Source organism: Pseudomonas typographi, from assembly GCF_014694385.1.
In the GTDB taxonomy this organism is placed as follows: Bacteria; Pseudomonadota; Gammaproteobacteria; order Pseudomonadales; family Pseudomonadaceae; genus Aquipseudomonas; species Aquipseudomonas typographi.
Genome location: NZ_JAAOCA010000013.1, coordinates 117,037 through 130,610, shown reverse-complemented (window position 1 = coordinate 130,610; position 13,574 = coordinate 117,037). Strand labels below are relative to the sequence as shown.

Sequence of the window (13,574 nt, the reverse complement as noted above, 5' to 3'; positions counted from 1 at the left end):
GGCATTACGCGGCCATATGGCTTACGTGGAGAACATGCTCTATGCCCCTGCCGGGACGTTCCGTGATCGATGGATGAAACGCCTGGGCGAAAACGTGCTGATCAGCAGCGCTCGCAGCGAAACCGGGGAGGTCGCACTCGGGGCCTACGCGACACAGGTCTATCGCGACGGCGACGAATGGGTACTCAACGGCAGCAAGTTCTACAGCACCGGCTGCCTTTACGCCGACTGGATTGATGTAGGTGCCACCAGTCCCGAAGGTGAAACCATGGCCGTTGCTGTGCGCCGCAATGCCTCGGGCGTAGAGGTGGTGGATGACTGGAACGGTTTCGGCCAAACCCTGACCGCCAGCGGCACCGCGCATTTCACACACGTCAGGGTGGCTAATCAGGAAGTGAAGCTGGACAAGGATCGTTTCGCCTATTCGCCGGCCTTTCTGCAGACCGTACATTTGGCTAACCTTGCGGGCGTTGGCCGGGCCATCGCTGGCGAAACCGCTCAGGCGGTTGCCTCACGCACCCGGACCTTCAGCATCGGCAATGCCTCGCGCGCATCCGCCGATCCGCAGATTCTCCAGGTGATTGGGCAACTGCGCGCGGCGGCCTACAGCGCCGGCGCGATCGTCGCGCAGCTGGGCAGCGCGATCCAGCGGGCCGCGCAGATTGATCCTGGTGTCGCACCTGAGGCGCAGGAACGCGCCGTGGCGATGGCTGAACTGGAGGTTGCGCAGGCGCAGACGATTGTCACCAGCCTGATCATGAACGCAGCCACGCAGCTGTTCGATGCCTTGGGCGCCTCAGCAACACTACTGCCCCAAGGCCTGGACCGCTTCTGGCGCAACGCCCGTACGCTTAGTTCGCATAACCCGAGAGTGTACAAAGATCGTATCGTTGGCGAGTATGCGGTCAACGGCACCCTCCCGCCCAAGCAGTGGAAAGTGGGTGTAGCTGCACGTTAGTCGGTTGCCATTCAGTGCCGCCGAGCCACCAGCGCCAGATCGTGGGGGATATCGATCGCGGCCAAGTTGTACTCTCGAATGGCTCAGCGAATGGACAGACAACTACGAATCGACACGTAATCGTGATAAAGAGCAATTGTGGCGAAATAGAGCATGAACATAAGAGGAACAACCGAAAGTAGATCAAGAGCTCAGTCGACCTTTCTTTTTAGAGGTGACGTCACCGATTCTCAGCCAAACGGTCGCCTCCTGCCGTCCCGCTATTCTTCGCCGTCCGTTTTGGGTCAATTCTGTTGAAAACGTAGCTGCCTTCCCATGGCGCCGGCAGAATTGCTCTGTCAGCGAGCGCGGGAGCAAACAGCATGATGGGACAGTTACCGGGAGGGCAGCAGCGTCTGTTCCACTCGTTCAATCTGGAAGATCACGTCCCGGCTCAACACCTCCTGCGCAACATCGACCAGTGCCTGGATCTCAGTGACTTGCGCGCGCCTACCTGGCGGATTGCTATAGCCCCATCGGGCGCCCCTCGATTGATCCAGAGTTAATAGTGCGCATGCTGGTCGTCGGCTACTGCTATGGCATCCGTTCCGAGCGACGATTGTGCGAAGAGGTGCATCTAAACCTGGCCTATCGCTGGTTCTGCCGGCTGGGCCTGGAAGACGAAGTACCCAATCACTCGACCTTTTCGAAGAATCGCCATGGCCGTTTTCGTGACAGTGGTCTGTTCCGCTGGTTGTTCAATGAGGTGCTGCTGTAGTGGTCTGATGAAACCGGACACCCATTTGGGCGAGAATGCTCGCCATAGAGAGGTGTCCGATGACCAAGCACGCCGTACCTTTACCCCCGAATTCAAACGTGAAGCCGCCAGCCTGGTGCTAGACCAAGGCAACAGCCACATTGAGGCAGCTCGATCGCTCGGGTTGGTTGAATCAGCATTACGTCGGTGGGTCAGCCAGCTCCAGCAGGAGCGTGGCGGCGTCACCCCGACCAGCAAGGCGTTGACACCTGAGCAGCAAAAAATCCAAGAACTGGAAGCCCGAATCAATCGGCTGGAACGGGAAAAGTCGATCCTAAAAAAGGCTACCGCGCTCTGATGGCCGAGGAGCACGATCGCTCGCATTAGTTGATCAGCTTCGCTCCGAGGAGCCGGTTGATCTGTTGTGCTCGGTATTTGAAGTCACCCGATCTTGCTACTACGCCTACTGCCGCAAACGTCGATTTCCGGATGCCGAGCGGGTGGTTTTGCGCAGCCGTGTGAACGAGCTATTTACGCAAAGTCGAAGCGCTGCGGGCAGCCGGAGCATCATGCAGATGATGAAAGAGGACGGCATGCATTGGGCGATTCAAGGTACGTAAGTTGATGCGCGAGATGAATTTGATCAGCAAGCAGCCGGGTTCGCATGCCTACAAAAAGGCTACCGTGGAGCGGCTCGATATCCCGAACGTGCTTGACCGGGAGTTCACCGTTGCGTCCCTAATGAGGTTTGGTGCGGTGATATCACGTACGTTTGGGCTGAGGGTCGCTGGCACTACCTGGCGGCCGTAATCGATCTTTATGCGCGCCGGGTTGTGGGCTGGGCGTTCTCGGCGAAGCCCGACGCCGGCCTATGAGCAGCGTGGCCGGCCTCAAAAGGTGCTGTTCCACAGCGATCAGGGCAGCCAATACGGCAGCCGAAGTTTCCGCCAGAGGCTATGCCGATACCGCTTCAAACAGAGCATCAGCCGGCGCGGCAACTGCCTTGACAACGCGCCTATGGAGCGGCTGTTTCGCAGTCTGAAAACACGACGGTGGGCTACATGAGCGCTGCGTTGGCGGCACCTGCGGTCGCTGAAGAAAAACTTAACGCAGTGTCCGGGATCAGTTGACCACTACACCCCATTCCCAGGCTGAATGCCATTAAATGGGTGATAACGAGCATACAATCGGGCGTTGGCCGCCCTGCCCTGAAGATGTTCGATGAATAACATGCTTCAGCGCAGCCCAAACCCCATCCGCTGGAGCTCTTCAACAAGCGCCTCACGCCCGTGCAGATTCGAAACACTCCGAAGCCTGCTGATCACTTGCTCCGACCACCCAGATGCCTTGAGGCCCTCGCGCTGGTAGAACGCACCCAACTCCTGGTCATATTCCGCGATCGCATCTGGCTCGGCACTGGCTGAATAGGTTTCGTGGTGCAGGACTGCGCTCTGGGGCAGTCTTGGCTTGACCTTGGCTGGCCGATCCGTGGACGGATACCCGACGCAGAGGCCGAACACGGGGTAGACCTGGGGAGGTAATTGGAGCTCCTTGGCAACACCTTCGATGTCATTGCGGATGGCGCCGATGTAAACGCTTCCGAGGCCAAGCGACTCCAGAGCCACCACCGCATTTTGAGCCGCCAGCGCGGCGTCGATGGTTCCTAGCAGCAGGCTCTCAAGGTAAGGCAAGGCCTCCAGTTCAACCTCTTGTTGCTCGGCGATCCGCTGCACCCGGGACAGGTCGGCAAGCCAGACGAAGAACAGCGGAGCTTGGCGAATGTAGGCCTGGTTGCCCGCGAGCGCCGACAACCGAGCCTTTCGATCAGCGTCCTGAACAGCGACGACGCTCCATACCTGCAGGTTCGAGGACGTTGAGGCCGACTGGGCCGCAGCGACCAGCGTTTCGATAATGCCTGGTGGTAAGGGCTGATCAGTGAAGGCCCGAACGCTGCGATGGTCGAGCAATTGGTCAATGGTCTCGTTCCAAATGGCAGGTGCCGAGGCACTCACCGAACCATAACGGGCTGCCAGCTTTGACTGAGCATTGGTTGTCATGTGTGATCTCCAAATAGAGACCGAGGCTAACAAATTGACGGCAGCGCGGCACGCACCCCGTGCGAAGTTTCATATACCATTCGTTCGAGGTTGATCCACACAGGTGAATTTCGTGTTGTCCCCCAAGCCCCTTACCGCCCGCGAGGCCTGCCAAGTTCTACGTGACATCGCCCTTGGCGTGCGCATCATGCGCCGGCTCGGAAACCACTCCTGGGGCGAGATCTACTGCGGCCTGATGACGGTAGATGCAGATGGTTGGGTGATCACGCTCTACAACGATTGCGATACCCTGGACTATTGTGATAGCTGCTACAGCCCCGACGGCCGTGCTTACCTGTTCGATTCGTTCCAGCGGTACGGTACCGACCCCATGGAGCTCTTGAGCACTTGGGAGCTTGCGCAGCTGGAGCGGCTGCTCAGCACTTGTTAGCGTGATATTCGCGTTGGCGAGAACACATTACTTCCACTATTTGCCCGCGAGATTCATCTCATACGGCCTTACTCACCTCATGTGCCGAAGTCGGTGACCGAGCTGGTCGGCTTTCTGAGGCAGCGACTGAGCGCAGGGTTTCTTGCCTGCGGCATTGCTTTTAAAACTGCCTGAACCCTGTGGTTGCCGATCCGTCTATCTCGCCGGTCAGCACCTGCCTGCAAGCTGGGACGTGCGTAAAGTCTCACCGTGGACGTGTCGGCCCTCACCTCCAACGTTGCTATTTAGTTGCGGTAATCACGACCTCAATAAGCGCATTACCCCCCAGATCGGCGACGCCGACAGTAGCCCGCGCAGGAAGATCATCCTTGGCCAGCCAGGTCTTCCAGACAGTATCCATTTGCGGCTTCTGACCCAGGTCAGTGAGGAAAATCGTGGCGCTCAGCAGTTTGCTGTTGTCCGTGCCGGCCACGGCCAGGTACTGATCGATCTTGGTCAGCACCTGCAAGGTTTGCCCGGCCATATCCAAGCTTTCGTCATCGGCGGTTACGCCGCCAAGGAATACCAGTCCATTGCTCTCCACCACGCGATGCATGATGGGCGTCTGTAAATGTCTATCGGTCATTCGATAGTTCTCGGTCAATTTGAGCAGGGTGTGTTTTGGGTGTCAGAGGCCATACACCAGTCACCGCATGGATGGCTGCAGAGGTAGCGGGCAGTCCGGCTATTTCAGCCAGACGCAGAGGTTTGATCGGTGCCCGTAAACGATAGGTGCCGACCTGCGCCGGGCTGATCCGGCCTTCATCGGCCAGCAACTCGACCACCGTCGGGCCGCACAGGCGTCCCTGGCAAGGGCCCATGCCACAGCGGGTAAACGTCTTCAATTGATTAGGTCCGCAGGCGCCGCGTTTGGCGGCTTCACGCACAGTGCCTGCGGTGACTTCCTCGCAACGACAGATCAGAGTCGAGCTGTCTTCAGGCGCTAGGAATGGTTGAGTCGGCAGATAAGCCGCATCGATGAAACGTCGGCCGCGTTGCAGCCACGCGCTGCGTTTGAGCACATCAACTCGCTGCTGCTCAAACTGTTCCGCGCGCTCGGCCCGCAGTTGAGCAAGTACCGCCAACGCCACCGCTCGCCCTGTTTCAGCTGCGGCCAGCGCCCCGACAATCCGGGCACCATCGCCAGCAACGAAGATACCGGCAAGACTGCTGCAGCCCTGCACATCGACCTTGGGCTGGAAGGCACGAATCGACTCGTTCCACTCCAGCGCGCAACCTGCCGAATTAGCCAGGGCAGTGTCGGGAATAATGCCTTGATGCAGCAGCACCAGATCGGCGGTCAGGGTTTCTGTCCCACGTTCGGTTTCAAACCTGACCTGCCTTGCCTTGGCTTCGCCCTCAATCGCGAGATGACGGACACCGCTGACCACGCGCAAGCGCCGGCGCACGCTCATTAGCAGCGACAGCCCTTTGATGACATAGGGCGAGAACAGAAATTGCGGCAAATGTTGCCAGGCTGACCCCATGCCGGGGCCGGTGTCGAGCAGCGCAACGATGTCCGCACCGGCGCCCTGCAATTGCATCGCCAATTGGTAAAGCAGCGGGCCACAGCCAGCAAGAACTACCCGGCCACTGGGAACAAGGCCGGCGGACTTCAAGGCAATCTGCGCGGCGCCCGCGGTCATGACCCCCGGCAGCGCCCAGCCCGGCACGGGCGTCGGACGCTCAAGGGCGCCGGTGGCCAGAATCACCCTGCGCGCCTGTACATGCCTGGATGCACCGCCGAGGGAGACGCCGATTCGCGCGTAAGGCTCATCGTCTCGGGGAGACGCCGGATCCAGGCTCCAGACCCTGGCAGCGGGCGCATAGGTCAACGAACTGGCGAGAAAGGCGTCGGCAATCCGCTTGCCGTCCCAATAAGCTGCCCCCAGATAGTCTCTGCCGGTTTGAGCACGGAGCGTGATCGCACGATAGATCTGCCCGCCCGGTGCCAGGTTTTCATCGAGCACCAGAACACTCAAACCTTCGGCGGCTACTTGCGTCGCGGCAGTCAACCCGGCCGGGCCAGCGCCAACCACGACGACGTCGTAACGGGCGGCGAGTCGGTCGGCATGCTCAATCAGCGAAGCACTCATGACAGAGTGTCCCCCAGCGCATGGCGGCCACCGCGTTGCCGCGTGACCACCATCCCCTCACGCACCTGAACCTGGCAGCCCTGAAGGTTCTGGACCCCGTCGATGACCACCAGGCATTCGAAGCAGGCGCCCATCAAACAATAGGGGCCGCGAGGCTGACCGCTCACGACACTGTCGCGACAGCTGTCGATACCCGCTACCAGCAACGCCAGCGCCACGGTGTCGCCAGGTTCTGCGCTGCAAACACCGCCTTCGAAATGGAAAGACAGAGCCTTATCGCCGGGCGTGACTTTACGAAACATGCAACCTCCGGGCGTGAAATGGCTGCAACCGGGGCTGCAAAACACCGGCTGAAATCTGCGGGGCGATCTCCAGGGCGTGCAGTGCCGTCAGGGTCACGCCAGAGTGGCACAACATGACGAAGGCCCCTGGGTGAGTTTCGGACTGTTGGTAGATTGGCATGCCGTCCGGGGTCTTGACCCTAAAACCGGTCCAGATCCGCACGACGTTCAAGTCTGCAATGACAGGAAATACCCGTGCGGCACGCTCGGCGAGTACCGCGCTGATGCTGTGGTTGACCGCCAACGACCCGGTGTGGGTTTCCTGGCTCTCGCCAATCAGCACACTGCCCTCCCCGGTCTGACGCAGTGCCCCTGACACCGAGGGGAAAAACGGTCTGCATTTTTCAGTGACGATCACCTGGCCCTTGGACCGTACCAAGGGCGCGTACAAACCGACCATGGGCGCCAGGCGTGTGTTGCCCAGGCCCGCCGCCAGAATAATCTTGCGCGCCCGCACTGCCCCCCAGGCTCCCGAAACGGTGAAACCATCGTCTGTGGGTTCGATGAGCTCGACCGGGCGCTGGGGTCGGTAATCCACGCCACGTTTGGTCATTGCCAAGTGCAGTGCATTGAACAGCCGCAGCGAATTGACGTGACCGTCATAGGGACAGAAAGAGGCGCCCACCACGCCCGGCCCAATGTGCGGCAACCGGACTCGGACTTCTTCGCGGTCAAGGATTTCATAGCTGCACAGTTCGCCATGGGTCTGATCCGCGATGGTCGCCATGTTTGCGGTCAGTTGCTCCAGCTCTTGCTCGGACAGGGCGAAGTTGAAGCCGCCGGGTTGCTGCAATTGCAGGTCAATGCCGGTTTCCTCCTGTATTACGGCGGCGAACGCTGGCCAATGCAACGCTGCGTCCCGGGACAGGATGGCGTAATCCGGCTGGCCCACGCCCTTGTCGCTGACCCAGACCAAACCCAGGTTGGCCCGCGATGCCCGTGGATCGAGATCGCCGCCATCGAGCACCAGCACATCGTGCCCCAGCCCGGCCAGGGCCCACGCGAGCGCCGCGCCCATAAGGCCGCCGCCAACGATGACTATTTCCGCTTGCTCCACGCTGTTTCCTTTTGCACCGCGCACGGCCGATGAGTGACTTGCACATACTTTGCGTTTGAGCGAGCATTACGTCAAATTCCGAAAAAAGCATTGCGAATAACTAAATATTATGGAGCCCGCAGATGAACCTGCGACAGGTCGAAGCATTTCGCGCTGTGATGACCACCGGCAGCATGACGGCAGCGGCCGAGTTGATGTCCGTCACGCAACCTGCGGTCAGCCGCCTGATTCGTGATTTCGAGGCGGCGACCAAGCTGCTGCTGTTCGAGCGCCACGGCAACCAGATCATCCCGACTCAAGCGGCGTTTACCCTGATCAAGGAGGTGACTCGCTCATTCGTAGGGCTAGACCGGCTGACGCAGATGGCGGCCGACATCAGTCGTCACTCGGCAGGCTCGCTACGCATCGCCGCCATGCCAGCCCTGGCAAGCGGCATTCTTCCGCGCTTCGTCGCACAGTTCGTCGCCGATAAGCCCAATCTGTATGTCGCCCTGACCGGGTTGATTTCACCTCAAGTGATTGAGAGCGTGGCGTCCGGACAGGCGGATCTGGGATACGCCGACGGTCCGATCGATCGCCCCGGTTTCGACGTAGCCATGCAGCCGATCGCCGCCGTCGTCGCCCTGCCCGACGGGCATCCGCTGGCCGCCAAATCAGTGATTTATCCCGACGACCTCATCGGTCAACGGATGATTGCCCTTGAACCTGGCAGCCTGTTCGCCATGCGCGTCGAAGTAGCGCTTGCGGGGGTGCCGCGTACCGTGACGCTGGAGGCGCTGCTATCGCACACGGCGTTGATCATGGTGGTCGCAGGCGCCGGGATCACCATCATCGACCCCAGCGCTACCCTCGACTTTCTGGGCAAGGGCATCACCATCAGGCCATTCGGTGTGTTCATCGACGCCAGCTTTGCCGAATTGCGCCAGTCGGGTCGAAACCGTTCAGCCATTGTCGACCTGTTCCGGAAGCAATTCATGGAGTGGCACAACGAACTGATCCAGCAGACCGGACAGGACCTTTCGCCGCCTCAGTAGCCCTTGTTTCGATCTATCGCTCCCTTCAACGGTACGCCCGCCCGATGCTGGGTGATCACTTCAAGCACCCGCTCGACAGCGGTTTCAGGGCGGGTCATGCTGGCGACGTGGGGGGTGATGATGATCCTCGGGTCTTTCCAGAATGGATGGTCCGCAGACAAGGGCTCGGGGTCGCAGACATCGAGCACCGCGCCGCGCAACTGCCCCGCGTCCAGCGCCGCCAGCAAATCATCATTGATCAGGTGCGCGCCACGGCCTACGTTGATCAACGCCGCGCCATTGGGCAGTTGCCCGAACAAGCGGCTGTTCAGCAACCCACGTGTCTGATCGGTCAACGGCAGCAGGCAAATCAGGATATCAGTTCGCGCCAGAAACTCTGGCAATTGGCTTTCGCCTGCGAATACCTCCACGCCCTCGATGGCGCCGCCTGAGCGGCTCCAACCGGCCAATGGAAAGCCGAATGGTCGCAGCTGCTGCAAGACGTGTTTTCCCAACATGCCCAGGCCGAGCACGCCGATACGTCGTTGCGCTGCGGGTACGTTGCGCCACTCCCGCCAGATGCCCGCGCGCTGTTGCTGCAGATAGTTCGGCCAGTCACGGTGCAGCGCCAGAACCGCCAGGGTGACGTATTCGGCCATGCCCTGTGCGATGCCCGGCTCGGTCATTCTCACCACCGGGACGTGGGCCGGAATGCCTGTCCAGTCCAGTTGATCGACGCCCGCCCCCACCGAGAACAACAGCTCGAGATTGGGGAAGCGTTCCATCAACCGGGCTGGCGGTTGCCACACTGCAAGATAACGAACATCCTCTGCCGGCCCGGTCTCGGGCCAGACATGAAACGGCAGATCGGGCGCCCGCTCCTTGAACAGCGTCCGCCACTCCTCACCCCGCACCGGTTCAGCCTTGTAGACGAAACTCATACCGGTCAATCCAGCTGGACCCAGACTTTGCGCGTGGTTTCGATGACACGCCAGATGCCCTTGAAACCGGGGCGCATGATGAAGGTGTCGCCGGCCTGAATACGCTTGACCGGCTGCCCTTCTTCCACCAACTCGGAAATGCCGGAGAGGATTGCGCAGTATTCCCAGCTTTCACCCTTAATCGACCAGTAGGCGCCTGGGGTCACTTCCCAAACCCCGGCATTGACCCGGCCATCGGCGCTTTTTTCGATGTCCCAGGTGGTGAATTTCGGATCGCCCTCGACCAGGCGTTCCGGCAAAGGCTCGCCCTTGCGGCCTTCACCCAGGTTGGAAAAATCAAAGTGCGTGAGAAAGCTCATAGAAGTACCTGTACGTTGAATTCGAATAAGGGTTTGTGGAAAAAAATCAGCGCTCGCCCGCTGCCCAGCGGGTGAGTTCGGACGCTGCAAGTTCGCCGTCGATGGAGGCCATGACGCGTTCGCCCATCAACGCCGAGAACTTGAACATCTGCCCGTCGCAGTTGGTGATGACCACGGCCTTGCCATCGTGCTGTACGCGAAACTTGGCCGACGCATCCTTGACGTAGTAGCCGACCGCCATCCGGATCGGACGGTAGGCCGCGGCGTTACGCAGATACGGGGCGAAATGACTAATGACTTCGTAGCCTTCTTCCGGCTCTGCCACGAAGCCCGCCGCATCGGGTGCGCCGGCCCGGCGATGCAAGCCCGAACCGAACTTGAGGCCGGTTCCGTCTACCGGCGTCAGTGCATAGTTGTCACCTATACCCAGGTCGGTCAGGCAGGGTCCGTTGGCCCAGTCGGCCTGAAATTCTGCGGGGGCCTGGACATAACACACCGCCTGGCGCCAGGTCGGCAGATCCGGAATGTGCGGCATCAAACCCGGCAACCAGGCACCGGCAGCGACCACCAGAGCGTCGCCTTCGACAACTTCGCCATCCGCCAGGGTGACGCGGCTCACCCCGGTATCGACATGAGCGACCCGAGTGTGCGGCCGCATCTGCGCGCCATGCCGCGTGACCCATGCAAGCAGGCTGTCAACGATGCGGTCAGCGAACAACACGCCGCCGTCTGCCTGATATAAGCCTTGTGCAGCCTCCGGCAGCGTGAGCTGCGGGCAAAGCCGCTCAGCGCTGGCGCTGTCCATCAGCTCATGGCTGATGCCTAAGCGCTTGAAGGTCGAAACGCTTTGGAAGATCTCATCATTGGCCTCCAGAGAAACACCAAAGGTGCCGGTCGCCACGCAATGGCGCGCATCTATGTCTTGCCACAGTCGCTCCCACGCACCGAACGCCTCGCCGACCATCCGCGTGTAGCCTTCGGCGTCACCGTACTGGTAGCGGATCATTCGGTGCTGGTCATAGGAGGCGGCCTGAGGATTGGGCAGCGACCCTTGCTCCAGGACAGTGACCCGATGACCGCGCTTCAGCGCAGCCCGCGCGCAGGAAAGCCCGACGGCGCCAGCGCCGACGACAATGATATGTTTCATGAAACGACCCTTGAGCAAAGCACGACAGGCGTCGCGCGCACCAATGACATCCCGCGCAAGCGAGAATCAGATATGAATTTTGCGACCGGTTCGTAAACCGCCCGACAAGTACTTCTCCACCTGACGCACCAGCAGCATCGCCAGCAGGTTTATCACCAGATAGAACACCGAGGCGATAACGAATATCTCGATGATGGCGAAGGTTTCACTCATCAGGCGCTTGGCGTAACCAGTGATTTCCAGAACCGTGATCGTCGATGCCAGACTCGACTCCTTAATCACAATGGCCACTTCGTTACCGTACGCTGGCAATGCCTGGCGCAACGCCAGCGGAAAGCGAACCCGGAACAATGCCACCCACCACGACATCCCGCAGGCCTGCGCCGCTTCTACCATGCCTATGGGGATCGACTGAAACGCGCCACGAAAGATTTCCGAGGTGTAGGCAATGGTGTTCAGCACGACGGCGAGAATTGCGCAGTGCAGGCTGCTGCCAACTACCCACCACAACAGCGGGTTATTGCGCACGAACCCCAACTGGCCGAACCCGTAGTAAATGATGAACAGTTGGACCAGCAAGGGCGTGCCGCGAAAAAACGCGCTGAACGCCGAGAAGCACGCTGCCGTTTGCCGGTGACGCGACAACCGCACCAGGCCCACGAAAATGCCCAGGGGCAAACCGATCAACACCCCGAACAAGCCAATGATCAATGTGACCTGAGCACCCTTCAGCAGAAAAGGAATGGCTTGCTGCACCAGTTCCATGTCCATCAGCGTGCCTCCAGAAAGCCGCGATTGAGATGCCGCTCGCAAACCGCGAACAGCCGTTGGCTGACCCAGGTGATCAGCAGAAACACAGCACCGGCGATCAGGTAGAAGACCAGCGGACTGCGCGATATGCCCGCCGCCAACGCGGCCGTGCGCATCAGTTCGCCCAGGCCCACCACAGACACCAACGAGGTATCCTTGATGGTCATCTGCCATACGTTGTTGAGGCCCGGCAGCGCGTTGCGCAGCATCAATGGGAGAACAATGCGCAGGTAAATTGCACTGCGCGGCATGGCCAGCGACTTGGACGCTTCGATCAGCCCCTCTGGAATCGTTTGCAGCGCACCGCGCAAGACTTCAACCGAATACGCACTGGAAATGATACCGATCGCCAGCATGCCCATCAGAAACGGATAAGCACTGCGCACGGCGGCCTGAAAGCCGAAAAACTCGCCGATGCTGTCCACCGCTTGTACCGAGCCAAAGAAGATCAGATAGATGATCAACAGCCCGGGAATGCTGCGCACCACCATCGTATAGCCCAAGACCAGACGCCCTACCACGCGGACTTTGCGCCAGCGAATGATCGCCAGTGGCAACGCGATGATCAGTCCCAGACACATGCCCAGCAGGCCCAACCCCAACGTCACTGCGCTGCCCTTGAGCAAGGAAAGAGCCCAACGCTGCTCGAATAAAAACCGCCATACGTCAGTCATTGCACACCTGCATCAATTCATCACTGCGCGTTCGCAGCCCTCGCCTCAAAGGCAGACGAGGGCATTCACGAACGTCTTATTGCTTGCAGGCGATGGCGTAGTCTTCGTCAAACCACTTCTTGCTGATGGTCGTCAGCTCGCCTTTCTTCGACAGGGAGCACAGTGCGGTATCGACCTTGCTCTGCAATGCGGTGTTGCCCTTACGGATCCCGATGCCCATGCCATAGCCAAGCACGGTCGGATCGTCTGCCTGGCGTACGGCAACTTTCACTCGGGTAAAGCGTGCACCGCCCGGGGTCTTGATGAAGTCGGTCCAAGTCGGGGAGTCGCTGTAGGCGGAGTCGATGCGACCGGCTTCCAGATCCGCCAGCATTTGCGTAGTGGCGTCGTAGGTCTTGACCTCGGAGTTGGGCAAGTGCTTCTGCACGTAGTTGGCGTAAGTGGTGCCGTTGACCACGCCGATGGTCTTGCCATCGAGCATTTTCTCGATCTCGGCAATGGAGCCCACGGAGGCGATCGGCGAATCCTTGGCCACCACGTAATACTGAGGGACGCCGCCGTAAGGAATGGAGTAATCTATCTGTTTCTTGCGCGCTTCGGTGATACCCAGCCCCGACACGATCACGTCGAAACGGTCAGCGTTCAAGGACGGAATCAGCGTGCTGAACGACTGAACGACGAAGCGGCATTTGACTTTCATTTCACTGCACACCGCGTTGGCAATGTCGGCATCGTAGCCAGTCACAGCGCCATTGACGTCCGCCATGCTGTAAGGCGGCGCATCACCCTCGGTACCCACCGTCAAGGTATCTTCGGCGGCGTTGACAGCAGTTGCGATCAAAGCGGTGCCACAAACGAACGCGAGCAAAGTCTTCTTCATCGAGAAATCCCTAAAGTCATTTTCACTGGTGTGGCA

General features: G+C 59.9%; 14 protein-coding genes and 2 pseudogenes. 5 read left to right on the top strand and 11 right to left on the bottom strand.

Features of this window, described 5'->3' with window-relative positions; translation table 11 throughout:
* Positions 1-16 precede the first annotated feature (16 nt).
* The 3 genes and pseudogenes from HAQ05_RS12205 (at position 17) to HAQ05_RS12195 (ending at position 2,824) form a co-directional block, all read left to right on the top strand.
* On the top strand, positions 17-958 hold the full coding sequence (locus HAQ05_RS12205; RefSeq protein WP_238935138.1) for an acyl-CoA dehydrogenase family protein: 942 nt from the start codon (positions 17-19) through the stop codon (positions 956-958).
* A gap of 362 nt (positions 959-1,320) precedes the next feature.
* Positions 1,321-1,709 (top strand): annotated as a pseudogene (locus HAQ05_RS12200) (transposase); the annotation flags it as partial.
* A 13-nt stretch (positions 1,710-1,722) separates the two neighbouring features.
* Positions 1,723-2,824 (top strand): annotated as a pseudogene (locus HAQ05_RS12195) (IS3 family transposase).
* A gap of 105 nt (positions 2,825-2,929) precedes the next feature.
* Here the strand turns inward: HAQ05_RS12195 and nfsA are convergent.
* Complete coding sequence (gene nfsA, locus HAQ05_RS12190) at positions 2,930-3,751, bottom strand: oxygen-insensitive NADPH nitroreductase (protein ID WP_190420854.1); 822 nt, start codon at positions 3,749-3,751, stop codon at positions 2,930-2,932.
* A 115-nt stretch (positions 3,752-3,866) separates the two neighbouring features.
* Between nfsA and HAQ05_RS12185 the strand changes: the two genes are divergently transcribed.
* Positions 3,867-4,181, top strand: coding sequence for a DUF7693 family protein (locus HAQ05_RS12185; RefSeq protein ID WP_190420927.1), 315 nt, complete (start codon positions 3,867-3,869; stop codon positions 4,179-4,181).
* A gap of 280 nt (positions 4,182-4,461) precedes the next feature.
* Here the strand turns inward: HAQ05_RS12185 and HAQ05_RS12180 are convergent, their stop codons facing one another.
* From HAQ05_RS12180 to HAQ05_RS12165, 4 genes are read right to left on the bottom strand one after another with little or no spacing between them, the layout of a single operon-like run.
* Positions 4,462-4,806 carry a RidA family protein gene (locus tag HAQ05_RS12180; RefSeq protein WP_190420852.1) on the bottom strand — a complete coding sequence of 115 codons (345 nt, stop codon included), beginning with the start codon at positions 4,804-4,806 and terminating at the stop codon, positions 4,462-4,464.
* Positions 4,796-6,316, bottom strand: a complete 1,521-nt coding sequence (locus HAQ05_RS12175) for an FAD/NAD(P)-dependent oxidoreductase (RefSeq protein WP_190420850.1) — start codon at positions 6,314-6,316, stop codon at positions 4,796-4,798. Before HAQ05_RS12175 ends, HAQ05_RS12180 begins: the two co-directional genes overlap by 11 nt.
* Entirely contained in the window at positions 6,313-6,618 is a 306-nt protein-coding gene (locus HAQ05_RS12170) for a (2Fe-2S)-binding protein (RefSeq protein WP_190420848.1), read from the bottom strand. Before HAQ05_RS12170 ends, HAQ05_RS12175 begins: the two co-directional genes overlap by 4 nt.
* Positions 6,608-7,714, bottom strand: a complete 1,107-nt coding sequence (locus HAQ05_RS12165) for an FAD-dependent oxidoreductase (RefSeq protein ID WP_190420846.1) — start codon at positions 7,712-7,714, stop codon at positions 6,608-6,610. The genes HAQ05_RS12170 and HAQ05_RS12165 overlap by 11 nt, the downstream gene beginning before the upstream one ends.
* Positions 7,715-7,836: 122 nt before the next feature.
* Here HAQ05_RS12165 and HAQ05_RS12160 point away from each other — a divergent pair, with 122 nt between their 5' ends.
* The gene (locus tag HAQ05_RS12160) at positions 7,837-8,748 is read left to right on the top strand and encodes a LysR family transcriptional regulator (protein WP_190420844.1); all 912 of its coding nucleotides are present in this window, start codon (positions 7,837-7,839) and stop codon (positions 8,746-8,748) included.
* On the opposite strand, the gene HAQ05_RS12155 is transcribed toward HAQ05_RS12160, so the two are convergent.
* The 6 genes from HAQ05_RS12155 to HAQ05_RS12130 form a co-directional block, all read right to left on the bottom strand.
* The gene (locus HAQ05_RS12155; protein ID WP_190420842.1) at positions 8,742-9,668 is read right to left on the bottom strand and encodes a 2-hydroxyacid dehydrogenase; all 927 of its coding nucleotides are present in this window, start codon (positions 9,666-9,668) and stop codon (positions 8,742-8,744) included. The two genes, HAQ05_RS12160 and HAQ05_RS12155, sit on opposite strands and share 7 nt — an antisense overlap.
* A 5-nt stretch (positions 9,669-9,673) precedes the next feature.
* Complete coding sequence (locus HAQ05_RS12150; RefSeq protein WP_190420840.1) at positions 9,674-10,027, bottom strand: cupin domain-containing protein; 354 nt, start codon at positions 10,025-10,027, stop codon at positions 9,674-9,676.
* 46 nt (positions 10,028-10,073) lie between these two features.
* The gene (locus HAQ05_RS12145; protein ID WP_190420838.1) at positions 10,074-11,174 is read right to left on the bottom strand and encodes an NAD(P)/FAD-dependent oxidoreductase; all 1,101 of its coding nucleotides are present in this window, start codon (positions 11,172-11,174) and stop codon (positions 10,074-10,076) included.
* 66 nt (positions 11,175-11,240) lie between these two features.
* A complete protein-coding gene (locus tag HAQ05_RS12140) occupies positions 11,241-11,945 on the bottom strand; it encodes an ABC transporter permease (RefSeq protein ID WP_190420836.1) in 705 nt (234 codons plus the stop codon).
* The gene (locus HAQ05_RS12135) at positions 11,945-12,658 is read right to left on the bottom strand and encodes an ABC transporter permease subunit (RefSeq protein WP_190420834.1); all 714 of its coding nucleotides are present in this window, start codon (positions 12,656-12,658) and stop codon (positions 11,945-11,947) included. The genes HAQ05_RS12140 and HAQ05_RS12135 overlap by 1 nt, the downstream gene beginning before the upstream one ends.
* Positions 12,659-12,734: 76 nt before the next feature.
* Entirely contained in the window at positions 12,735-13,538 is an 804-nt protein-coding gene (locus HAQ05_RS12130) for a transporter substrate-binding domain-containing protein (RefSeq protein ID WP_190420832.1), read from the bottom strand.
* Between the last annotated feature and the right edge of the window lie 36 nt (positions 13,539-13,574).

What these genes read in the sequence shown, in the direction of transcription:
- HAQ05_RS12205 (WP_238935138.1), top strand. Translation starts at nt 17, where the DNA reads ATGGCTTACGTGGAGAACATGCTCTATGCCCCTGCCGGGACGTTCCGT.
- nfsA (WP_190420854.1), bottom strand. Translation starts at nt 3,751, where the DNA reads ATGACAACCAATGCTCAGTCAAAGCTGGCAGCCCGTTATGGTTCGGTG.
- HAQ05_RS12180 (WP_190420852.1), bottom strand. Translation starts at nt 4,806, where the DNA reads ATGACCGATAGACATTTACAGACGCCCATCATGCATCGCGTGGTGGAG.
- HAQ05_RS12175 (WP_190420850.1), bottom strand. Translation starts at nt 6,316, where the DNA reads ATGAGTGCTTCGCTGATTGAGCATGCCGACCGACTCGCCGCCCGTTAC.
- HAQ05_RS12170 (WP_190420848.1), bottom strand. Translation starts at nt 6,618, where the DNA reads ATGTTTCGTAAAGTCACGCCCGGCGATAAGGCTCTGTCTTTCCATTTC.
- HAQ05_RS12160 (WP_190420844.1), top strand. Translation starts at nt 7,837, where the DNA reads ATGAACCTGCGACAGGTCGAAGCATTTCGCGCTGTGATGACCACCGGC.
- HAQ05_RS12155 (WP_190420842.1), bottom strand. Translation starts at nt 9,668, where the DNA reads ATGAGTTTCGTCTACAAGGCTGAACCGGTGCGGGGTGAGGAGTGGCGG.
- HAQ05_RS12150 (WP_190420840.1), bottom strand. Translation starts at nt 10,027, where the DNA reads ATGAGCTTTCTCACGCACTTTGATTTTTCCAACCTGGGTGAAGGCCGC.
- HAQ05_RS12145 (WP_190420838.1), bottom strand. Translation starts at nt 11,174, where the DNA reads ATGAAACATATCATTGTCGTCGGCGCTGGCGCCGTCGGGCTTTCCTGC.
- HAQ05_RS12140 (WP_190420836.1), bottom strand. Translation starts at nt 11,945, where the DNA reads ATGGACATGGAACTGGTGCAGCAAGCCATTCCTTTTCTGCTGAAGGGT.
- HAQ05_RS12135 (WP_190420834.1), bottom strand. Translation starts at nt 12,658, where the DNA reads ATGACTGACGTATGGCGGTTTTTATTCGAGCAGCGTTGGGCTCTTTCC.
- HAQ05_RS12130 (WP_190420832.1), bottom strand. Translation starts at nt 13,538, where the DNA reads ATGAAGAAGACTTTGCTCGCGTTCGTTTGTGGCACCGCTTTGATCGCA.